Raw genomic sequence first — 21255 nt, 5'->3', positions numbered from 1 at the left:
TGGAGGAACATCATGACAACGATTATTTTAGGTATCTTTGAAGAAGGCCTGGTGTACGCCATCATGGCCCTGGGCGTATACATCACATACCGTATTCTGGATTTTCCGGATCTGTCCGTGGACGGGACCTTCCCTCTGGGAGCCGCCTTTACCGCTACCGGCATAGCCGGAGGTTTCATCCATCCGACTGCGGCCCTCCCCCTCTCCTTTCTTTTGGGAGCCGTGGCGGGCTGTGTCACCGGACTTATCCATGTCAAGCTGAAGGTACGGGACCTGCTGTCGGGAATCATTGTCATGACCGCCCTCTACTCCATTAACTTAAGGGTTGCGGGCAAGTCCAACCTGCCCATTTTCAGCAAAGATACGATTTTCAGCAATCCATGGCTGGAGCGCACCATCCCCCAGGCCCTTAAGCCCTATACAGTGACCATCATCCTTCTGGCAATCGTCCTTATCTGCAAGCTGCTCCTGGACGCTTACCTGAAAACCCGGTCCGGCTATCTTCTCAGGGCTGTGGGCGACAATGATCTGCTGGTCACCTCCCTGGCCAAGGATAAGGGCATGGTGAAAATTATCGGCCTGGCCATTGCCAATGGATTTGCAGCCCTGGCCGGCAGCGTGTACTGCCAGCAGAAGGGATTCTTTGAGATTTCCACCGGCACAGGCACGATTGTCATCGGCCTGGCCAATGTCATCATAGGCACTCAGCTGTTCAAACGGTTCGGCTTCGTGAAGTCCACCACGGCTGTTATCATAGGTTCCATCATCTACAAGGCATGCGTATCCCTGGCCCTGCTCTTAGGCGACTTAAGGCTTACCTTTGGAAGCATTACTGTCTCCTTCCCTGTGACGGCCTCGGACTTAAAGCTGATTACATCCATTTTATTCCTCATCATCCTGGTGGTAAGCTCCTCCAGGGGAAAGAAGGTAAAGAGCCATGCTTGAGCTGAAGCACATCAATAAATACTACAATGCCGGTACAGTCAATGAAATGTGCCTGTTTGAGGACTTCAACCTGACCATAAGGGACCATCAGTTTGTGTCCGTGGTTGGAAGCAACGGCTCCGGCAAAACCTCACTTTTAAACATTATCTGCGGCAGTATTCCCCTGGATGAGGGACGGATCATAATCGGCGGAAAGGACATCACCCGGATTCCTGAATACAAGCGCCAGCGCCGCATCGGACGGGTTTATCAGAATCCGGCCATGGGCACCTGCCCTACCATGACCATACTGGAAAACATGTCTCTGGCAGACAACAAGGGAAAGGCCTTTAACCTCAGGCCGGGAACCAACCGGCAGAGACTGGAATATTACCGTGAATCCCTCCGTTCCCTTGGACTGGGACTGGAGGATAAGATGGATGTGAAGGTGGGAGTCCTTTCCGGCGGCCAGCGCCAGGCCATGGCCCTTCTCATGTCCACCATGACTCCCATTGAGTTTCTTATTTTAGATGAGCACACAGCTGCCCTGGACCCCAAGACTGCCGAGACCATCATGGAGCTGACCGGAAAGATTGTAAAAGAAAAAAAACTGACCACCATCATGGTCACCCACAACCTGCGCTACGCAGTGGAATACGGGGACCGTCTCCTGATGATGCACCAGGGCCGCGCCGTGGTAGACAAAGAAGACGAGGAAAAGCAGGCGATCTGCATTGACGACATTCTGGAAAAGTTCAATGAAATCAGTATCGAGTGCGGCAATTAAACTTAAAAATCAGACGGAAAGAGGACCCGGAAACCGCTGTCCCGCAGCCGTGTATTTATGTCTGAACTGCATATCATATCCGGGGACGGCCAGCTGCGGTGGATTCATATATGCGGCGAACTCCTTAAAGCGGAGCAGGAACTTCCCTGCCTCCGCTGTATTTTCCACAATGTAACAGATGTCAGGGACAGGCAGGAAGACGGATAAGGCATCGGCGCCGGACAACGCGGTCAGCTTCAGCATCGGAGTCAGCTTTTATCCTGACCATGGAAGGAATTTTTCCTTTCTCTTTGAAAAGGCTGACGAAGTCATGTACCATGCCAAACGAAGAGGCAAAAACCAATATCACATATATAAGGAAGATGCACCAGAGACATAAGATTCCCGGCTGGGACGGGAATGGAGATTATAACGGCGCAATATAAAAGGGCTGATGTCCGGCTAAGAACTTATGCCGGGCATCAGCCCTTCTCCTGTCCTGTAAAATTCCCTGACGGGATTTTAATTATTCTGCAAATAACATAATCTTGGAGGCCGTGTTCTCATCATCTGACCAGACCACACATTTCTTTCCCTGCGTCAGGTCATCCAGAGTCACGATGTTCCTGGTGAGATACGGGAAGATATTGCAGTCCTCCGCCAGTGTGAACTCGGCTCCGTCCGCGGCTGTCAGCACGGATTTGGATGTGGCCGCATCTGTAACCATGGACTTGACTTCCACATAGTCAGGCGCCTTGGCGTCTGCCGGAAGGTTTGTGAAAATCATGACGGCATTGGTCATAGGCGGAAGGCTCATAGTCATGGCCGGCCCTATGTAGGCGTAAATGGTATCTCCGTCCTTCACATCCTCCAGAGCTACCGGGAGACCTGTCATGGCGTCCAGGATATAGGTCATATCGTCAGCCACATTCAATATGATCTCGCCGCTGGTACTCATGCCGGACTGATTGTCAATGGAAAGCCTTCCGTCCTCCATCTTTGTCACAGGTCCGTAAATCCGGATGGACTGGGGAATCTCAGGCTGGCTCTCTTCCATACTCTCAATGGCTCCGGTAACTGATTCCACTACCGTGGTGTCATTCATGGTGGTCTCTTCCTTATTCGCTTCTGCTGTCACGGAGCTATCGGCCGTTGTCTCGGCGTTGACACCTGCCGAGCATCCGGCTGCTCCCAGGGCTATGGCTGCACAAATTCCCACTGCATATAAATGATATTTTCTCAACATTATCTTCTCCTTTTCATCTGCCTGCCGGAAGCCATGGGCCTGCCGGAAGGCACCTGTTATGTCTGTATGAGAAGTATATATCATTTACTGTCCATATCCAATAAAGTATTTCTTAAGAATTCTGAATTTAGAATGAACCTTATGACAAATGTTACAAAATGTTTTACACAAATACGGTTTATCTTTACCGGGCCATCTCGCTCTGAGGTCCCGCCTGGTTATGGGCGCGGATAATAGTCTGGATTTCCTCCAGGTTGGAAGATGGCAGATCTCCGGGGATGGTGTTCTTTACAGCAGCCGTAGCATTGCCGAAAGCAACTGCCTTGGCACAGTCGCCGCCTGTACTGAGCAGCCCGTAAAGAGCTCCGGATATATAGGCGTCGCCGCTGCCAATCCGGTCCACCACCTCAATATCCCGATACGGCTCTTCCTCATAGTACTCATCCTTTGCAGCATCGTATATCACAGAGCCAAAGGTGTGGCGTTTGGGGCTGTGGACGATTCTCTGGGTGGAGGCTACGATGGAGATGGGGAATTCCTCGGTAAAGCTCTTCATCATCTCCCTGGCCGTCCCCGTCTTTAAGAAGGTAAGCCTGGCGGTGTCCTCGGAACAGAAAAAAATGTCCACATAGGGAAGGATTCTCAGGATACATTCCCTGGCCTGGTCCCCTGTCCACAGATTCCCCCTGAAGTTAACATCAAAGGATACCAGGGTGCCTGCTGCCTTAAACCGCTTAATCATCTCTATGGTGGTCTCGCGTATATCCCCGTTTAAGGCCAGGGTAATGCCTGTGGTGTGGAAACACTTGGAAGCCGTGTACACCTCCTCCGGTATCTCGTCAATATCCAGGGAGAAAAAAGAACTGTGGTTGCGGTCATAAATCACTTTGGGCTTTCTGGGATAAGCGCCGTTTTCATAATAGTAAATGCCAACCCTGGCTGCGGAGGACTGGTCATACATAAAGAAGTCGTCGCTGACCCCGAAGGAACGAATCTTTCCTTTCATAAAGCTTCCTATATCATGGGCCGGAAGCTTGGATATAACGCCTGTGTGAAGTCCCAGAAGGGCCGCTCCCACTGCCACGTTTAACTCTGCCCCGCCCACCTGCTTGACAAAGGTGTCGCCTCTGGACAGACGCTCGTTATCTGGGGGTGACAGCCTGAGAAGCACCTGTCCCAAGGTAAGAAGGTCAAAATTCCTGCCGTTTGTCTCTACCATATCATATCTCCTTGTCATATAAGAAACGGCTAATACCTCTGAAAAGGATTAGCCGTCTCTGATTTCTGATTGTCAATATCCTGATTTATCTCTGAACACGGCCTGAACCGTCGCCGCCGGCCAGATTCTCAACATCTGCCCTGGTTACCAGGTTGAAGTCGCCGGGAATGGTGTGCTTTAATGCTGAAGCAGCTACTGCATACTCCAGGGCTGCCTTCATATCCTTGCCATCCACCAGACCGCAGATTAAACCTGCCGCGAAGGAGTCGCCGCCGCCTACACGGTCAACGATAGGTGTGATGTGGTACTTTCTGGAATGGTAGAACTCGCGTGTCTTTCCATCCATGATGCAGGCAGACCAGCCGTTGTCGGAAGCGCTGTGGCTCTCCCGCAGGGAGCTGATGATATACTTAAAGCCGAACTTATCAGCCATCTGGTTGAAAATGTCAACGTATCCTGCCAGCTCCAGCTCGCCGGAGGTAACATCGGTGTTGCCCGGCTTGAAGCCCAGAACCTTCTCTGCATCTTCTTCATTGCCGATGCAGACATCAACGTACTGCATCAGGTTGGTCATGACCTTCTGAGCCTTCTCAGAGGACCACAGTTTCTTGCGGAAGTTTAAGTCAACGGACACGGTTACATTGTGTGCCTTGGCTGCCTTTAATGCTGCCTCGGTGAGCTCAATGGCCGCATCGCTGACAGCCGGTGTGATTCCGGTAAAGTGGAACCAGTCAGCATCTGCAAAAATCTCATCAAAGTTGAACTGATCCGCTGTCGCTGTGGAGATGGAGCTGTGAGCACGGTCATAGACCACGTTGGAAGCTCTCATGGCAGAGCCTGTCTCCAGGAAGTAGATGCCCAGTCTCTCGCCGCTTCTGGCAATGTGCTTTGTACCTACATTGTACTTTCTCAGTGCGGCCACTGCGCACTCGCCAATGGGGTTAGCCGGAACCGCGGTAATGAATTCAGCCTCATGACCGTAGTTTGCAAGTGAAACTGCCACGTTTGCCTCGCCGCCGCCGTAATTGATGTCGAACTCGTCTGCCTGGATGAACTTCTCATTGTTTGGGGTGGATAATCTTAACATGATTTCGCCCATGGTAACAATCTTTGCCATTGTATAATTCTCCTTTAATCTCTTCTTAATGATATTTGGAATAATTCTTATATACGGTAAAATCTATGCCCTTGCCGCTGCAACAGCTGCCACGAACTCCTGTGCCTTAGCTGTAACGGCTGCAAAGTCGCCTGTCTTGGCACCCTTTGTCAGGCTGCTTCCTGTTCCCACTGCGTAAGCGCCGGCCTTGATCCACTTGTCAACATTATCCACGTCTACGCCGCCGGACGGCATGAACTCGCCCTGTGGAAGGGGTCCCTTAAAGGAGCTGATAGCTGCAGGTCCCACGATGTTGCCCGGGAAAATCTTGATAATGTCACAGCCGGCTTCCATAGCGGTGATGGCCTCGGTTGGAGTCATAACGCCTGGCAGCATGGGCACTCTGTAACGGTTGCACAGACGGATGGTGTCCACGTTAAGGCCCGGGCTTACGATGTAGTTGGCTCCGGCCAGGATGCAGGCCCTTGCAGTCTCAGGATCCAGTACGGTGCCGGCGCCGATTACAATCTTGTCATTGCCTTTATACTTTTCAGCCATCAGTTTGATGAAGCCAACCGGATCTCCGTCATCCATGGTCATGGTAAGCTCGATGAAGTTGATGCCGCCTGCGATGATGGCGTCAACTACCTTCTCGCCCTGCTCATAGTTCTTTGCGCGAACAACAGCAACCAGACAGTCTTCTTTCATTCTTGCTAAAACTTGTTCTTTCTTCATCTTCATTCTCCTTCTCTTTAAATTCGCATATGCGAATCAATTTCATAATTACGATTTGTATATTTAAATTCTAATCGCTGTCACATGATTTGTCAACAGCAAAACAGGTAAAAATGTAAGTTTATTTTCCTATACATGTCTGATGTATCCCAGCAGACGTGACAGCTGGGCTCCCTTATCGCTTACCAGGCGTCCCAGGGCATCATAATCCTCTGTGGGTTTATACAGGCTGGAGACACTGATGGCTCCCATCACATTACCATCCTGCCCAAATACGGGAGCTCCTACACATTCCATGTGTTCTTCCAGTTCCCTGGCGTCAAAGGCGTATCCCTTTTCCCGCACAGACTCAAGCTCCCTCTCAAATTCTTCCCTGGTGCATATGGTTCTATCCGTGTGCTTCTTAAAACTGATGCGGGACAATACGCCGTCCCGGTCCTCATCCTCCGTGTAGGCCATAATCGCCTTGCCAAGTGATGTGCAGTAAATGGGGTTCTTCGTTCCAACAGTCGCCGTGGTGATGATGGGATTCTCCGGCTCAAACTTGCAAATATACACAATGGAATCATCCGAACGTATCCCGAAGAACACGGTCTTCCCCACCTCTTTGGAAAATGCCTTGAGCACCGGGTCAATGGTACTGATAAAGTCCAGGTTATTTGTATAGTTAATTCCAATCCGGTAGGCTGTCAGGCCGATGGTATATCTCTGCTTCTGCTCCCTTGCCACATGAATCATGCCGGTCTGTACCAGAGTGGTCACGATATCGTAGGCGCTGGTCTTAGGCATGTCCAGCTTTGCGCATATCTCATCCAGGGTAATGCCGTCCGGCTTTTTCGACACCAATTTCAGTATCTCTACGGTGCGCAGCGTGGTTCTGTTTAGTTTCATGGACACCTCCTGCTTAATCATTCGCATATACAAATTTTATCCGTATATACGATATCCAATATCCAGTATACCTCAGACAGGCAGGAGATGCAAGAAGAAATTACAAGAATTGCCGCCATAAAAACCGTTTTTTCCCTACAGCGTCACTCCCTGTTTAAAAATGGCCATGTCATGAAATCCGGCTTCCTCTGATTTGACCTTCCTTCCGGATGCAACAGCCAGGACGTAATCCAGCAGCTCCTTTGCCAGTTCCTCCTTTGTCATGTCCTCCACCATACGGCCCGCGTTAAAGTCTATCCAGTTGTCCTTATGGCCTGCCAGCCTGGAGTTGCTGGATATTTTAACCGTAGGCACCGGGGATGCAAAGGGGGTTCCCCTTCCCGTGGTAAAGAGCACCATATGGGCGCCGGACACAGCCAGGGCCGTGGAGGCCACCAGGTCATTGCCGGGGGCGCTTAACAGGTTCAGGCCCTTCACCTTCACCGGCTCGCCGTACTCCAGCACACCTCTTACAAGGGCGCTTCCCGACTTCTGGGTACACCCCAAGGATTTGTCCTCCAGGGTGGAGATGCCTCCCTTTTTATTGCCCGGGGACGGGTTCTCGTAGATGGTCTGGTTGTGGCTGGTAAAATAGTTCTTGAAATGATTGATCAGGTCCACGGTCTTGTCAAACAGCTCCGGGGTGGCACAGCGGTTCATGAGAAGTGTCTCCGCCCCGAACATCTCAGGCACCTCCGTAAGGATAGTGGTTCCGCCCTTGCTCACCAGCAAATCGGAAAACGCGCCCACCACCGGGTTGGCCGTGATACCGGACAGTCCGTCGGATCCGCCGCACTTCATGCCGATGACCAGCTCACTGGCATCTATCTTCTCCCTGGAAAATGCGCCCGCATAGGCAGCCAGCTCCTTAAGAAGCCCCATGGCGGTCTCCATCTCATCCTCCACATCCTGGCACTGAAGGAACTTCACGCGGTCCTCGTCGTACGCTCCGATGTAGTCCATGAGTACGGGAATGTTACTGTTCTCACACCCCAATCCCAGCACCAGCACGCCTCCCGCGTTGGGGTGATGAATCATGTCCGCCAGTACCTTTCTGGTATTCTCCTGGTCATCCCCCATCTGGGAACATCCGTAAGGGTGGGGAAATGCAATCACGTCCTCCACATTTCCAACCGCCAGTGACTTTGCCTGGTTCTCAAGGGCCTTGGCAATGGAATTCACACAGCCTACCGTGGGGATGATCCATATCTCGTTGCGGATTCCCGCCTTGCCGTCCGGCCTGCGGTATCCCTCAAAATACACGTGCTCTGTGGGAGCCACATCATTTTCCTGGGGAACATAATCATAGGTAAGCACATCGCCCAGTGCAGTCCTCACATTGTGCACATGGACCCATGCCCCTGCATCGATATCCTCCTTTGCGTATCCAATCCTGAAGCCGTACTTCACCACTTCCTCTCCGGCCTTTATGGGCCTTAAGGCAAACTTGTGTCCCTGGGGTATGTCCTCTAAAAGGCTGACCTTTGCTCCTGCCACATCCAGAGCCCCGCCCATTGCCAGGGGACGCAGCGCAACCGCCACATTGTCATTTTCATGAATTTTTACAATATCCTGCATGGCCATTCATTCTCCTATCATCTTTGTTTTCTTTGATTTTGTGTGCCTGTCTCTTGTGTGCTGTTTCGTGACTTATTCTTGTAAGTGCTTACAATTATTCTACTCATTTTCAGGCCAGAAGTCAATAAAAAAATAGAAAAGTATTGCATTATCCATAGGGAATATGTATAATATACTTAGCTTGTAAGCGCTTTCAGAATGTGAGGTTAGTTTATGAATATATATGATGTTTCCGAGCATGCAGGGGTGTCCATCGCCACTGTGTCCAGGGTACTTAACGGCAATCCCAATGTCAGTGAAAAGACAAGAGAAAAGGTCTTGAAAGTTATGGACGAGTTGGGTTATACTCCTAATGTGTTCGCCAGGGGCCTGGGGTTAAATACCATGCGGACCATCGGAATCATGTGTTCCGATTCGTCCGATCCGTATCTGGCAGGCGCCATATACTACCTGGAACGCGGACTGCGTTCCCACGGCTATGACGCCATTCTCTGCTGCACTGGCTATGACCTGGATGCCAAACAGAAGTATTTTGATTTGCTGCGTTCCAAGCGGGTGGATGCCATCATACTGGCCGGTTCCAAATTCGTGGAGATGCGGGCCAAGGATAATGCCTATATCATCGAGGCTGCTTCCGACCTTCCCATTATGCTGGTCAACGGCTTCCTGGAAGGTGAGAATATATACAGCACTGTCTGCGACGATCACGCAGCGGTGTACAGTGCTGTCAGCCAGCTGCTCTCCTCCGGACGCAGGCGTATCCTGTATGTATACACCAGCTACTCCTACAGCGGGGTCAATAAGCTGGCGGGATACAAAGACGCCCTCAAGGCAAAGGGCATCACGCCTTCCGATGAACTCATCCGCCAGTGTCCCAAGGACATAGAGGCTGCCAGGGAGCTGCTGCTGTCCCTTCACAGGGAAGGATTGGAATTCGACGCGGTCATCACCTCCGACGATTCACTGGCCGTGGGCGCTGTAAAGTATGCCCATATAGCAGGTATCTCCATTCCCCACGGGCTGAGCATTATCGGCTATAACAATTCTCTGCTGGCCCGGTGTACGGATCCGGAGATTACATCCATTGACAGTAAGGTGGAAGCGCTCTGCACCACCACTATCAACACTCTAATGGGGGTTTTCAGCGGCGTGAATGTGCCCAGCAGGACCACAATCGCTTCTGATTTAATAAAAAGGAAAACCACAAATTTTTAATTCTTAAGGAGGAATATCACACATGAAACAATTTATGGACAAGGATTTCTTATTATCAACTGATATGGCAAAGACGCTGTATCATGATTTTGCAGAGAATATGCCGATACTTGACTATCACTGCCACATCAATCCTCAGGAAATCTATGAGGACCGCAAGTTTGACACCATCACACAGGTATGGCTGGGCGGCGACCATTACAAATGGCGCCAGATGCGTTCCAACGGCGTGGACGAGAAGTATGTAACCGGCGACAGCACGGACAGGGAGAAGTTCCAGGCCTGGGCAGAGACCATGCCAAAGCTCATCGGCAACCCCCTTTACCACTGGAGCCATCTGGAGCTGAGGAAGTACTTCGGATACCAGGGCTATTTAAACGGCGATACTGCTGAGGAGGTATGGAACCTGTGCAACTCCAAGCTCCAGGAGGACTCCATGACGGTCCGCAACCTGATCAGACAGTCAGGCGTGACTCTTATCTGCACCACTGACGACCCGGTAGATTCCCTGGAATGGCATAAGAAGATTGCGGAGGACGACACCTTTGATGTACAGGTACTTCCGGCATGGAGACCGGACAAGGCCATGAACGTTGAGAAGCCGGCCTTTGGCGCTTACATGGCACAGCTTTCCCAGGTCAGCGGCGTTCAGATTACTGATTTTGCATCCTTAAAAGAGGCGCTCAGGAAGCGTATGGCATTCTTTGCGTCCATGGGATGCTGTGTATCCGACCATGCTCTGGAGTATGTGATGTATGTACCTGCCGCTGACTCTGAGGTGGATGCCATCCTTGCCAAAGGCTTAAAGGGCGAGGCAGTAACAAAGGAAGAAGAGCTGAAGTTCAAGACAGCCTTCATGCTGTTTGTGGCCCGGGAATACAATGCCATGGAATGGATTATGCAGATTCACTACGGCTGCAAGAGGGACAACAACGGCTACATGTTCGAGAAGCTGGGCGCTGATACCGGATTTGACTGTATTAACAACTACGCCCCCAGCGCGCAGATGGCTGATTTCTTAAATGCCCTGAGCACCAATAATGAGATTCCAAAGACCATCCTGTACTCCCTGAATCCAAATGATAATGCTTCCATCGGAACCATCATCGGCTGCTTCCAGGAGAAATTCCCGGGCAAAATTCAGCAGGGATCCGCATGGTGGTTCAATGACCACAAGACCGGCATGACCGAGCAGATGACATCCCTGGCCAACTTAGGATGCCTGGGCAACTTTATCGGCATGCTTACAGACTCCAGAAGCTTCCTGTCCTACACCAGACACGAGTACTTCCGCCGCATACTCTGCAGCCTTGTTGGCGGCTGGGTCGATAACGGCGAGTATCCGGCAGACATGAAGGCCCTGGAGGAAATCGTAAAGGGAATCTGCTACAACAACGCTGTGAAGTATTTTGGATTTAAGCTGGATGAAGTGAAGTAAACTGAAACGGCATAAGGGGACTGCCCGATTCCATGGGCAATCCCCTGTTTTGATCGATTGCGCTCACGTTCACACCGGTGAGGCAGATTTTCCCCTTCTCGCAAACTGCAGGAAGGCGGTTACCAGCCCGCTTATGCACAGCATTGCGTAAAAGCTGATTCCCCTGCTTAAGAGCATCACGGAAAAGCTCTGGCCTGTCCCCAGAAGGGTGCGGTACAGCGCAAGAAAACTCCCCTCTGAAGCCCCCACGGAACCGGGAAGGGGTACCGCGGTGACCGCCAGGCTCAAAATAGCCTGAAGGGCCAGGACATCTTTTATTTGGACGGACAGGCCCAGAGCCCGGCAGGCCCAGTAAGGAACCAGATACAGGGCAGTCAGCTGAACGGCACTATGGATGAACATTCTGACCGCCGCCAGGGGATACTGTCTCAGATAGGATCCTCCCCTGCTGTACTCATCAATCAGGCCCTCCACCCTCTGCACTGCGCGTTTCCTGTTCTTAATGATTCCGGCCCTGCTCAGTGCGCCTGCAATCCACAGCATTGTTTTTTCCGCCAAAAGACCATTGAGGATGATTAACAGGATAAGGCCGGAACAGAATCCATTTACCAATATTCCAAAAACCAGGAGCAGCCGTATGACTCTGCCCTGGCCCATGACAAAGGGCAGATTAGCCCCAACCATAACACACCCGTAAACCAGCACCGTCATCTGATACACCGCGGCCGTGGCCAGCAGGGAAAATGAACTGTGGGCTGCCCCAAAGCCGTCCCTGACCATATAGTAAAGCTGCATGGGCTGCCCTCCCGTGGCTGAGGGGGTGATGGCACTGAAGTAAAAATCCGTGAACGCATAGGAAAGAGAGCGCCAGTAAGGTACTTTTTTCCCGAAGGTCCGCATCAAAAGCCGGATATTAGCCGCCTCACAGTTGACGAACAGAAACATGCAGGCAAACCCCATGGATACGAACCTGATATCCGCCCTCACGAAGGTACTGCCCAGGGTCTGGGCGGAATTACCGCTCAACAGCACATAGAATGTGAACCAGGCCAGCAAAGCCACCAGACAGAGCCCAATGGACATCTCCTTCCAGTTCATCTTTTTCTGTTTCATCCCAGTTTCCCCCTTTCCTGTCTGTTTCTTATCAGTTTCCTGTTTAATTCCTGTTTTAGCTGTGTCTATTATACCGTCCAATTCTTAAAAACTTATGATTAATTTCTGAATGTTTTTGTATTTTTTATCATGTCCCTATGGGTAAAAATCGAGTAGGAGGCGGTGATTAACCGCCGTCCTCTCACAGCACCGTACGTACGGTTCTCGTATACGGCGCTTTCAATAGTTGGTGTGCAGAGACTGATAGGCTGCGGCTAAGTCATAAAAGCCCCAGTTTATCAGTCTTTCTTTACTTAATGCCCAGTTGACCGCCTTGTTTCCGGCATTGAACCAGTATCCCTTGCGGTCGTAGGCTATTGTTGCCGCATAATGGCTGTCTACTCCCAGTCCTATGAGTTTCCTCATTCTGGTTTTGGGCAGTTTCCACTGTTTCCAGATACACATCCGTATCCGGCGGTACAACCATCCATTCAGGCTTTCGATGTTTTTCTTCATGTCCGCTATCCCATAGTAGTTCAGCCATCCTCTCATGTAGACTTTTATCTTTTCCTTGGTTCGGATGATACTCCCGCACCTGCTCCGGGAAGTAAGCCTGCGCAGTTTCTCCTTGGCTTTCTTCCATGACGTTCCATGGACACGGATATAGGTCCCTGTTCCGTTCTTCCCAAAACAAAAACCAAGGAACTTAAAATTTTGGATTGCGAACACACTGACCGTTCGGCTCTTTTCCCGATTCACTCTCAGTTTCAGCCTTGCCTCCAGATATTTCGTGCTGGATTCCAGCAGTCGTTCTGCCGCCCGTTCGCTCTTTGCCAGCAGTACGATGTCGTCTGCATAGCGGATACACGGTACGCCCCGTCTGTGGAACTCCCAGTCGAACTCATTCAGATACGCGTTTGCTAAGAGTGGGGATAGATTTCCTCCCTGCGGGGAGCCTTCCTTCGTTTCTGTCACAACACCGTTTTCCATCACTCCACTTTTCAGGTACCGCTTCACCATCTGCACCACTCTTTCGTCTTTTACTTGTTTCCTCAACAGGTTCAGCAGTATCGTATGGTTCAGCGTATCAAAGTATTTCGATAAGTCGAGAACTACTGCCCTCGTGTATCCCTGTTCGATATACTCCTTTATCCTGAGAATGGCGTCTTTTGCTCCTCGTCCCGGACGATAGCCGAAGCTGTCTTTCGAGAACAATGGTTCGTAGATTGGCATGAGCTGTTGAAGCATTGCCTGCTGGATGATACGGTCTATTACGGTGGGGATACCAAGCTTTCGTATCCCTCCCTCCGGCTTCGGAATCTCCACACGCCTGACTGGAGATGGGGTATACTTCCCCTTCCTGATTCTCTCTACCAGTTCATAGTTATTCTCCCTCAGCCATGGTAACGCCGCTTCAATGGTCATTCCATCCACTCCCGGCGCTCCCTTGTTTGCCTTCACTCTTTTGTAAGCCCTGTTCAGATTTTCCTTGTTCAGTATCTTACTTAAGATGTCTGGCTCTGCACTGTCTCTTTCCTTCCATATCCGGTTGAATGAGCGGTGCGCTCTCACATACCCTTTGCGTTCCGCGCTATCTCTTTGCGAGCAGCTTTCTCTGTTTTCTGTACCCATCTGCCCATTCCTCCTTTCCCTGTCGTACTAAAGACTCCTATTGATTCGGTCCTTCACTGAAAACAGCTACTATGACCTCTGCTGACTTCTGTACGCTCAGCATTACCTCTCGGCAATGGTTACTCCTTTCAGAGCATTCCGTACAGACCTCCCTGGGTACCACACGTTTCTTTCCCTCCATCTATCTGCCGCATTTACTGTACACGATTCCGTGTAGCTATCGGGCTTCATCTTGTGTTGCAGACTTACCCTCATGTACAGCCTTCTATACGGTTTCTGTCCGTCAGACCAGAGGTTTGCCCATGGGTTCGTTCCCCACATCCGGCTTCCTTCAGATTTGCAGTCACCTGCAACACCCTTGCCTTCGGCTATATCCTTCCCGCTACCAGGTGGATTCAGGACTTTCACCCGTTAGAAACGTGCGCCGCCAGGCGCACGACAAAAAAAGCCCGCCGCACAATCGGAATTCATCTCCTTTTGTGCAGCGGTCCTCCCGATGTTGTCCAGCCTGTCCATCCTCTATTTGAGGCGCACCACATCTTCTCCCCATGTCGATGCTTGCCCTGGCTTCCTCAAATTTGATGTCGGTAAAACGATAATACCCATTACCGATGATATGGGCCAGCGTACCGTTATCCAGTAACAGTAAAGGATCCGCACCCTTAAAACGAAAAAAGATTACATGATTCTATCCCATAATCTTCTCTTTTCTTAATATTAAAAAATGTATGCGAGCAGGACGATAAGCCGGGTTATGTCGTTGGATGGCCATCTATCTAGGACTGCCGTCGCCGGCAGCCTCAAGCAACCTACCCGGAAGCTGACGGGCAGCCATATGCTTCCTGTTCGGTCTTGCTTCGAGTGGGGTTTACATGTGCCCCGCCTGTTACCAGACGGGCGGTAGTCTCTTACACTGCCCTTCCACCCTTACCTCCCAGGCCGCAGCCTAAAAGGCGGTACATTTCTGTTGCACTGTCCCTGGAGTCGCCTCCGCCAGACGTTATCTGGCACCCTGCCCTGTGAAGCCCGGACTTTCCTCTCCCGCGGCCTTGCGGTATCGCGGCAGCGGCCACCTGTCCTACTCACAACGTGTATTAGTCTATCACAGAATCGCGGGTTTGTCCAGAGAAACCCTGGCGCTTTTCCCTGTATTCCGACGGCGGACAGCCTGTATATTTCTTAAAAGCAGTGCTGAAATAGGGAATGTTGCTGTAACCGGTCATCATGGCAATCTCATAAATCTTGCGGTTGGGATCGCGCATCAGCTCCTTGGCCTTTTCCATGCGCAGCTTTAAAAGGTAATCTGTAAAGGTCACCCCGGTCTCACTCTTAAAGGATGTGCTGAACCTGGCGCTGCTGAGTCCCGCGGCAGCGGCCGTGTCCTCCAGGGACAGGGCAGGACTGCTGTAGTTTTCTTCCATATAGGCAAGAGCCTTCACCACCGGCCTGGAATATGCGCCGGATTTCTGGCTGCCGGCATACTCGCAGATACGCTTCAGGTTTTCCCCCAGCACGCCGATGGCCTTTCCAATGGTCTCGCACCCAATCAGCTTCTTATATTCCTCCACCGGATTCTCAAACACCAGTTCCGCGCATATTCCCGCGTCTCCAAGCTCCTTAAGGACCGTGCTGTAAAGGCTGCTGACCATAAACTGCATATAGATATAGGAATCCATCCCGGCCTGCTTAAGCAGCGCCTCCAGCTCTCCCATGCGCTTTTCCAGAAGCTTGACATTGCCGCTTTTCACCGGGGTGATAAGGTCAATGTCCAGTATGGGCGACGGGTCGCTTTCCTTTCCCTCCCCCTTGATATCCTGAAAACGCAGATTCTGGTTGTCGCCTTTTATATATTTTAATTTAAGGGCTTCATGGGCCTCCTGGTAACACTGGTCCAGCAGCCGGATGCCCCACAGCACATTGCTCTGCGCGCAGGTCAGGCTCTGCCCCTGTTCTGAGAACAGCTGCCTGGTATGGCTTACAAAGAGGCTTGCCCGCATTTCCACCGTCATCCTGGTGGGAGAAATGACCGCAATCTCACAGCGATTCTCCCTCTGCATCAGCACATAGGCCCCCTGTTCCCTCATATGGCCGGCGGCCGCTGCCATGAGGCGGCCGCTGTCCGGGGATTCAAAGATAAGGACCATACAGTGGTCATGCTCCATCTCCTTTAACGGGCCGCTGTCGCTCACCTCGTACATCAGAAGCTTGCGCAGCAAATCCTCTCTGTCCTCAAAGGAGTCTTTTCTGGCCTCGTCGAACCGCTTGACGCAGTCCGAAGCCAAATGGGTCAGCTCATCCATGTTAATGGGTTTGGTCAGATAGTCCTGAACTCCCAGTTTAAGGGCCCTTCTGGCATATTCAAAATCATCATAACCGCTGAACACAATGGCCATGAGTTCCGGATTCTGCTTTTTCCCCTCCTCTATGAGCTGCAGTCCGTCTACATGAGGCATACGTATGTCTGTCATGAGAAGTTCCGGTCTCTGTTCCTTTAAGAGCGCCAGACCTTCCTTTCCGTTTCCGGCTGTTCCCACCAGTTCTATCCCCAGGGACGCCCAGTCGATAACGCTGCGCAGCCCCCGTAAAATAATTTCATCGTCATCACAGATAATCGCTCTCATCGGATGTCTCCCCCTTTTTTCCAATCCGCAGGGTCACCACGGTTCCCTCTCCCATAGCGGACTCTATGGTCACCCCATACCTCCTGCCATATACAATTTTAATCTTGTCGTTCACATTGCGCACCCCATAACCAGTGCCCTGCTGATCCGAGGATATGGTATCCAGTTCCCGGTTCAGGCGGCTGCATGCGTCCTTATCCATCCCCATACCTGTATCCTGTACCTGCAGAAGGACATCCCCTCCCTGCGGAAAGATATGGATATAAATATACCCCTTCTCCTCCATGGGCTTGATTCCGTGATAGATGGCATTCTCCACCGCTGGCTGTAATATGAGTTTTGGGGTCCTGCATGACAAAATGGCCGGATCCACATTGATGTCATAGTCAAATTTCTCCTGATAACGCCGGTGCTGGATGCTCAGATAGCTTTTTATGTGCTTTACCTCTTCCTCTATGGTAATGATATCCCGTCCCTTGCTGAGACTTATCTTGAAAAAGTCTGTCAGAGCGGTCAGCATCTCAATGCTCTCCTCCACCTGCCGCATCCTCAGAGACCAGATGATGGAGTCCAGGGTATTGTACAGGAAATGGGGATTAATCTGGGCCTGCAGGGCTTTTAACTCCTCTCTGCGAAGCTTCTCCTGTTCCCGGTAAATGGTGTCAATGAGGTTCCTCATCTCTCCTGTCATATGATTAAAGGAATCATACAGCACCCCTATTTCATCCCTGCGCTCCGTTTTAACCGATGTTTCCAGATTGCCGGCACACACCTGTTCCATTGACTTTACCAGGGTGAACAAGGGCCTGGTAACGGACTCAGCCACTATTTCGGACAGTATCATGGATATGACCACTGCCAGCGCCAGGAGCATTATCATGAGCACCTTGATATATTCCGCGGAGCGGGTAATGGATGCTTTTGGTATGACGCCCACGATTTTCCAGTCCGTCTGGTTCAGGGTCTGGTAGACCACCAGCTGTCCTTTGTCCTTCAGCACATGGGAGACGCCGTATTCCGGTATTTCACTTAGGTTTTCCTCCACCGTGCGGCGCGCCTTCTCGACTCCATCCCTGTCCTTCCACGGTCCTTCCCCCGCTGTCAGATTCATGATCCGGTTCCGTTCATCCATCAGAAACACATCTCCTGCGCCGCTGACCGCCCTGGCCGCGATGCCGGACAGCTTGTCGGAATCAATATCCGCCAGAACCACCCCCTTTGTCCGGCCCGTTGCCTTATCAATAAAAGGGATTCCCATGGACACATAGGAGGTATAGGGGGTGCTGACCACATAGGAGTTCTCGTGGGGCGGAAACCACTGGGCCTGTCCCGTGGCATGGATGATCCGATACCAGTCCGTGTCCCTGGGATCCGACACCAGGAAGGAGGAGGAATTGCTCTTATAGCGCCCCCCATTATCCCCCAGCACATATACGCCAAAGATATCCCGGTTATAGGAAGGAAGCACCATCATCTCCATGCTCCCCTCCAGGTCATAGGAATACATCTCCTTTATGGACCGGAACTGGCGTCTTATGAGCTTCTGCATGCTGATATTATCATTCATGGCAGAACATACCTGAAACGTCTGGAGAAACAGTTCATTGATATCCTGGCATGCATTGCCCACCATCTGGACCGTGGTGGCCTCCGCCTCCTTAAGGATCCGGGACGCGGTCATATAATAGTGGAGAACGCCGGTCAACACGACAATACCGGTTGATGTGGCGGCAAATGAAAGAATCATCTTCTCCTTCAGCATAAGACGGGCTCCCAGGTCCCGGCATGCCCTGAAGCCTGTCCATTTATTCATATAAACCTTTATGGTTTCCCTAATATGCATCCTCAAACAATTCCTCCGCGTTATCCATGGTATATTCCCGGTGCCTCACCATGGTCTGCCGGTCCGGTTTTTCGCCCCTCTGGTGCCTGTTTATGATGTCAAATACCACATCTCCGTATTCCGGACTGCTCTTTACCGTGGCCAGGTATTCCCGGGCAATGATGGCCTTAAACACATCCTGTATTCCGCCTATGGACACAATGACCACATCCTTGCCTGTTTCCATTCCCGCCAGCTTAAGGGCTTGGAGAACTCCCAGCCCGTCCTCGTCGCTCTGGGCAAATACCGCGTTAAAAACAACGTCCTGGTCCGCGATCACGGACTCGGTCACCTTCTGGGCCGTGAGCCGGTTCCCACTGCTCTCCACACGCTTGGATACGTATAGGTTGGAGTGCTCCCTTACACCGTGCATAAATCCCATATACCGTTCCCAATCCATGGCCGAGGACTTTTCCCCCTGAATAACCATGGTATGGCAGGGCTCAATACCGAAATGACGGGCCAGGATATCCGCGCAAAGCTCTCCCTCCGCGTAATAGTCCGAAGCAACATAGCCCAGTATGTAGTCTTCCCGGTCATACTCCGGCTCCATCTCCACATCCTGTTCTGCCAGTATCACCGGCACTCCCCTCTGCCTGGCCTCCAGCAGTACCTGGTCATAGCCGTTTCTGGCTCCGGGAATCAGGATAAGATAATCAATATCCGAATCCAGAAGTCCATATATATCCTCAATCTGCCACTCCAGGCTCTCCTCCTCCGGCGCATGGTAAATCAGCTGCGCCCCTCTCCTCCTGGCCGCCTCCTTAAAGCTCTTAATCTGAGCTGTTTTCCAGGGCGTCAGAGGTTCTGCCTGGGATAACCCCACTCTCAGTCCCTCATGCTCTGTATTCTGTGCCGCCGGAAGGGACCACCTGTCCTTTACCAGCCATAAAAGGCATGCAAGCATCACCGCAAGGCATGCCGCAATGATTTTCTTTCTCATATACCAATGCCCCTGTCTCATTTGAATCCAATTATACCAGAAAAGCGCGCCAATAGACAGAAAAGATAATATAAGCGGGAAAAACCCAAGGCTGCCGGGGAATAAACCCTTCGGCAGCCTTCCTTGCCCATATTCTCTTATTTTAATAGAACAGGTTTACCAGTCCTGTGGAGAACACCGGCACATAGGCCATCAGCATCATGCAGATAAACAGCATGACATAGAACGGAATGGATTCCTTGATGAACTCCTTTATTTTACACTTGGTAATGCCGCAGGTGACAAATATCAGCGCTCCCATGGGAGGCGTCACGCCGCCGCAGGCCATTGTGAATATATAGACCATAGCAAAATGGATGGGGTCGATGCCGTATGCCTCGGCCACCGGGGCCAAAAGGGGAACCAGCACGATAAGGGCCGCATTTCCCTCAATAAACATGCCCACCACGATGAGAAACAGGATGATGACAAAGAGGAACAGGTATTTATTGTGGATGGTTCCCAGCACCAGCGCCGTAAACTGCTGGGGAATCTGCTCCCTGGTCAGAATCCAGGCAAAGGCAGAAGCGCCGCCCACAATCAGCATAATAGACGCCGTGGTAGCCACGGTCTCCTTAAGGCCTGTGCCGATGTCCTTAAGCTTCAGCTCCTTGTACACAACGCCCAGCACCAGGGAATAGACAATGGCCACCGCCCCTGCCTCCGTCGGAGTAAAAATTCCCAAACGGATACCGCCGATGATGATGACGGGAAGGCACAGAGGAAGGATAGCGCTGGCAATCTCAGGAGCTGCCTGTTTCATGGTCAGACGATCTGTGCGCATGGGCATATATCCTCTTTTTTTGGAGATAAAGTGCACCAGTATCATCATGGCAACACACAGGAGCAGGCCCGGACCGATACCTGCTATGAACAGCTTACCGATTGAAATATTGGCAATGGAACCATAGAGAATCATGGCAATCCCCGGAGGTATCAAGGGTGTAATCATGGATGACATAGCTGTCACCACAGTAGAGAACTGCTTGGAATAGCCGTGGCGCTCCATCTCCGGCACCAGCATCTTCGCCTCCATGGCAGCGTCTGCCAGATTGCTTCCCGACAGACCGCCCATCAGCGTGGACAAAAGTACATTTACCTGGGCCAGTCCTCCGGTCATACGCCCGGTCATCACATTGCAGAAGCCCATGACACGCTTGGTTACGCCGGAATAATTCATAAACACGCCTGCACAGATAAAAAACGGAATAGCCAGAAGCGGAATGCTCTCTACGCCTGCCAGAACTCTCTGGCCCAATATCTTTGTGAAAGGACCCCCTGTCAGGAAAAAATATGCCATGGAACCGGAAAGAATGGAGATGAACACCGGAACCTTCAGGAACAGCAGCACCAGCAGCACTACAGTCGATATTAAAATAATACTTGTCTCCATTATTTACATTTCCTCCCCTTTTCCTGTTAAATCCCTGTATGTATTCAGACATACCTGCACCGCCATGGTCAGACATCCTATGGGCAGCGGCGCGTAGATAAGGCTGTAGGGTATCTTAAGGATGTTTGTCACACGGTCATAGCGGACCATCTGCATGATATACCGGACTCCCTGATAGCCTACATAGCAGAGGATGATGACTGCCGCCGCCGCAATAAGCACGCTCAGTAATTTCTGAAGCGTTTCCGGAAACATTTCAACAATCACATCAATAGCCGCATGGTTCCCGCATACAAATGCATACCTGCCTCCCAGAAATACCACCCAAATAATAAGAGCCAGCTGCACTTCCTCCTGCCATACAAATGGATCTCCCAGACAATAGCGCATGATGACCCCAAAGAACGTAACTCCTACCAGAAGTATCAGGGCCCCACAGGCTGCCAGCACGTCCGCGTTGCGGAGCAGATTCCCAATCTTGTTATCTGATTTCATAAATATTTACC

At 51.3% G+C, this 21255-nt stretch carries 19 protein-coding genes and 1 other RNA gene; 6 read left to right on the top strand and 14 right to left on the bottom strand.

Annotated features, from left to right (window positions below):
• Nucleotides 1-12 precede the first annotated feature (12 nt).
• From LA360_RS01095 to LA360_RS01080, 4 genes are read left to right on the top strand one after another with little or no spacing between them, the layout of a single operon-like run.
• Entirely contained in the window at nt 13-945 is a 933-nt protein-coding gene (locus LA360_RS01095; RefSeq protein WP_022201717.1) for an ABC transporter permease, read from the top strand.
• The gene (locus LA360_RS01090; protein ID WP_002589207.1) at nt 938-1711 is read left to right on the top strand and encodes an ABC transporter ATP-binding protein; all 774 of its coding nucleotides are present in this window, start codon (nt 938-940) and stop codon (nt 1709-1711) included. Before LA360_RS01095 ends, LA360_RS01090 begins: the two co-directional genes overlap by 8 nt.
• 57 nt (nt 1712-1768) lie before the next feature.
• A complete protein-coding gene (locus tag LA360_RS01085) occupies nt 1769-1918 on the top strand; it encodes a hypothetical protein (protein ID WP_155521194.1) in 150 nt (49 codons plus the stop codon).
• Nucleotides 1890-2090 carry a GGDEF domain-containing protein gene (locus tag LA360_RS01080; RefSeq protein ID WP_081031177.1) on the top strand — a complete coding sequence of 67 codons (201 nt, stop codon included), beginning with the start codon at nt 1890-1892 and terminating at the stop codon, nt 2088-2090. Before LA360_RS01085 ends, LA360_RS01080 begins: the two co-directional genes overlap by 29 nt.
• Nucleotides 2091-2216: 126 nt before the next feature.
• Here LA360_RS01080 and LA360_RS01075 read toward each other — a convergent pair whose 3' ends face one another.
• From LA360_RS01075 to LA360_RS01050, 6 genes are all read right to left on the bottom strand, one after another.
• Nucleotides 2217-2936, bottom strand: coding sequence for a hypothetical protein (locus LA360_RS01075; RefSeq protein ID WP_022201719.1), 720 nt, complete (start codon nt 2934-2936; stop codon nt 2217-2219).
• Between the two features lie 184 nt (nt 2937-3120).
• Complete coding sequence (locus tag LA360_RS01070; RefSeq protein ID WP_002587702.1) at nt 3121-4155, bottom strand: sugar kinase; 1035 nt, start codon at nt 4153-4155, stop codon at nt 3121-3123.
• 85 nt (nt 4156-4240) lie between these two features.
• Nucleotides 4241-5272, bottom strand: a complete 1032-nt coding sequence (locus LA360_RS01065; protein ID WP_002564686.1) for a sugar kinase — start codon at nt 5270-5272, stop codon at nt 4241-4243.
• Between the two features lie 63 nt (nt 5273-5335).
• Nucleotides 5336-5986, bottom strand: a complete 651-nt coding sequence (locus tag LA360_RS01060; protein ID WP_002593416.1) for a bifunctional 2-keto-4-hydroxyglutarate aldolase/2-keto-3-deoxy-6-phosphogluconate aldolase — start codon at nt 5984-5986, stop codon at nt 5336-5338.
• A 129-nt stretch (nt 5987-6115) separates the two neighbouring features.
• Complete coding sequence (locus LA360_RS01055; RefSeq protein ID WP_002587700.1) at nt 6116-6877, bottom strand: IclR family transcriptional regulator; 762 nt, start codon at nt 6875-6877, stop codon at nt 6116-6118.
• Between the two features lie 135 nt (nt 6878-7012).
• The gene (locus tag LA360_RS01050; RefSeq protein ID WP_174517527.1) at nt 7013-8500 is read right to left on the bottom strand and encodes a UxaA family hydrolase; all 1488 of its coding nucleotides are present in this window, start codon (nt 8498-8500) and stop codon (nt 7013-7015) included.
• A gap of 207 nt (nt 8501-8707) precedes the next feature.
• Here LA360_RS01050 and LA360_RS01045 point away from each other — a divergent pair, with 207 nt between their 5' ends.
• Nucleotides 8708-9709, top strand: coding sequence for a LacI family DNA-binding transcriptional regulator (locus LA360_RS01045; RefSeq protein ID WP_022201720.1), 1002 nt, complete (start codon nt 8708-8710; stop codon nt 9707-9709).
• A gap of 22 nt (nt 9710-9731) precedes the next feature.
• A complete protein-coding gene (uxaC, locus tag LA360_RS01040; RefSeq protein ID WP_022201721.1) occupies nt 9732-11147 on the top strand; it encodes a glucuronate isomerase in 1416 nt (471 codons plus the stop codon).
• 69 nt (nt 11148-11216) lie between these two features.
• Here uxaC and LA360_RS01035 read toward each other — a convergent pair whose 3' ends face one another.
• The 8 genes from LA360_RS01035 to LA360_RS01000 form a co-directional block, all read right to left on the bottom strand.
• Nucleotides 11217-12260 carry a lysylphosphatidylglycerol synthase transmembrane domain-containing protein gene (locus LA360_RS01035; RefSeq protein WP_022201722.1) on the bottom strand — a complete coding sequence of 348 codons (1044 nt, stop codon included), beginning with the start codon at nt 12258-12260 and terminating at the stop codon, nt 11217-11219.
• A gap of 219 nt (nt 12261-12479) precedes the next feature.
• The gene (gene ltrA / locus LA360_RS01030; protein WP_089776622.1) at nt 12480-13871 is read right to left on the bottom strand and encodes a group II intron reverse transcriptase/maturase; all 1392 of its coding nucleotides are present in this window, start codon (nt 13869-13871) and stop codon (nt 12480-12482) included.
• A 727-nt stretch (nt 13872-14598) separates the two neighbouring features.
• Nucleotides 14599-14956: RNase P RNA component class A (rnpB, locus tag LA360_RS01025), an RNA gene on the bottom strand.
• A gap of 9 nt (nt 14957-14965) precedes the next feature.
• Nucleotides 14966-16492, bottom strand: a complete 1527-nt coding sequence (locus tag LA360_RS01020) for a response regulator transcription factor (protein WP_112481862.1) — start codon at nt 16490-16492, stop codon at nt 14966-14968.
• Nucleotides 16473-18335: a cache domain-containing sensor histidine kinase gene (locus LA360_RS01015; RefSeq protein WP_112481860.1), complete on the bottom strand. Its 1863-nt coding sequence runs from the start codon at nt 18333-18335 to the stop codon at nt 16473-16475. The genes LA360_RS01020 and LA360_RS01015 overlap by 20 nt, the downstream gene beginning before the upstream one ends.
• On the bottom strand, nt 18325-19317 hold the full coding sequence (locus LA360_RS01010; protein WP_112481858.1) for an ABC transporter substrate-binding protein: 993 nt from the start codon (nt 19315-19317) through the stop codon (nt 18325-18327). The genes LA360_RS01015 and LA360_RS01010 overlap by 11 nt, the downstream gene beginning before the upstream one ends.
• A 142-nt stretch (nt 19318-19459) precedes the next feature.
• Nucleotides 19460-20749, bottom strand: a complete 1290-nt coding sequence (locus tag LA360_RS01005) for a TRAP transporter large permease (RefSeq protein ID WP_022201726.1) — start codon at nt 20747-20749, stop codon at nt 19460-19462.
• Nucleotides 20750-20752: 3 nt separating this feature from the next.
• The gene (locus LA360_RS01000) at nt 20753-21244 is read right to left on the bottom strand and encodes a TRAP transporter small permease (protein WP_022201727.1); all 492 of its coding nucleotides are present in this window, start codon (nt 21242-21244) and stop codon (nt 20753-20755) included.
• Between the last annotated feature and the right edge of the window lie 11 nt (nt 21245-21255).

It is taken from the genome of Enterocloster clostridioformis, from assembly GCF_020297485.1.
Lineage (GTDB): Bacteria > Bacillota > Clostridia > Lachnospirales > Lachnospiraceae > Enterocloster > Enterocloster clostridioformis.
Note: the sequence above shows the minus strand (reverse complement) of the source record. Positions and strands in the feature narration are given on the sequence as shown.

What these genes read in the sequence shown, in the direction of transcription:
- LA360_RS01095 (WP_022201717.1), top strand. Translation starts at nt 13, where the DNA reads ATGACAACGATTATTTTAGGTATCTTTGAAGAAGGCCTGGTGTACGCC.
- LA360_RS01090 (WP_002589207.1), top strand. Translation starts at nt 938, where the DNA reads ATGCTTGAGCTGAAGCACATCAATAAATACTACAATGCCGGTACAGTC.
- LA360_RS01085 (WP_155521194.1), top strand. Translation starts at nt 1,769, where the DNA reads ATGTCTGAACTGCATATCATATCCGGGGACGGCCAGCTGCGGTGGATT.
- LA360_RS01080 (WP_081031177.1), top strand. Translation starts at nt 1,890, where the DNA reads ATGTCAGGGACAGGCAGGAAGACGGATAAGGCATCGGCGCCGGACAAC.
- LA360_RS01075 (WP_022201719.1), bottom strand. Translation starts at nt 2,936, where the DNA reads ATGTTGAGAAAATATCATTTATATGCAGTGGGAATTTGTGCAGCCATA.
- LA360_RS01070 (WP_002587702.1), bottom strand. Translation starts at nt 4,155, where the DNA reads ATGGTAGAGACAAACGGCAGGAATTTTGACCTTCTTACCTTGGGACAG.
- LA360_RS01065 (WP_002564686.1), bottom strand. Translation starts at nt 5,272, where the DNA reads ATGGCAAAGATTGTTACCATGGGCGAAATCATGTTAAGATTATCCACC.
- LA360_RS01060 (WP_002593416.1), bottom strand. Translation starts at nt 5,986, where the DNA reads ATGAAGAAAGAACAAGTTTTAGCAAGAATGAAAGAAGACTGTCTGGTT.
- LA360_RS01055 (WP_002587700.1), bottom strand. Translation starts at nt 6,877, where the DNA reads ATGAAACTAAACAGAACCACGCTGCGCACCGTAGAGATACTGAAATTG.
- LA360_RS01050 (WP_174517527.1), bottom strand. Translation starts at nt 8,500, where the DNA reads ATGGCCATGCAGGATATTGTAAAAATTCATGAAAATGACAATGTGGCG.
- LA360_RS01045 (WP_022201720.1), top strand. Translation starts at nt 8,708, where the DNA reads ATGAATATATATGATGTTTCCGAGCATGCAGGGGTGTCCATCGCCACT.
- uxaC (WP_022201721.1), top strand. Translation starts at nt 9,732, where the DNA reads ATGAAACAATTTATGGACAAGGATTTCTTATTATCAACTGATATGGCA.
- LA360_RS01035 (WP_022201722.1), bottom strand. Translation starts at nt 12,260, where the DNA reads ATGAAACAGAAAAAGATGAACTGGAAGGAGATGTCCATTGGGCTCTGT.
- ltrA (WP_089776622.1), bottom strand. Translation starts at nt 13,871, where the DNA reads ATGGGTACAGAAAACAGAGAAAGCTGCTCGCAAAGAGATAGCGCGGAA.
- LA360_RS01020 (WP_112481862.1), bottom strand. Translation starts at nt 16,492, where the DNA reads ATGAGAGCGATTATCTGTGATGACGATGAAATTATTTTACGGGGGCTG.
- LA360_RS01015 (WP_112481860.1), bottom strand. Translation starts at nt 18,335, where the DNA reads ATGCATATTAGGGAAACCATAAAGGTTTATATGAATAAATGGACAGGC.
- LA360_RS01010 (WP_112481858.1), bottom strand. Translation starts at nt 19,317, where the DNA reads ATGAGAAAGAAAATCATTGCGGCATGCCTTGCGGTGATGCTTGCATGC.
- LA360_RS01005 (WP_022201726.1), bottom strand. Translation starts at nt 20,749, where the DNA reads ATGGAGACAAGTATTATTTTAATATCGACTGTAGTGCTGCTGGTGCTG.
- LA360_RS01000 (WP_022201727.1), bottom strand. Translation starts at nt 21,244, where the DNA reads ATGAAATCAGATAACAAGATTGGGAATCTGCTCCGCAACGCGGACGTG.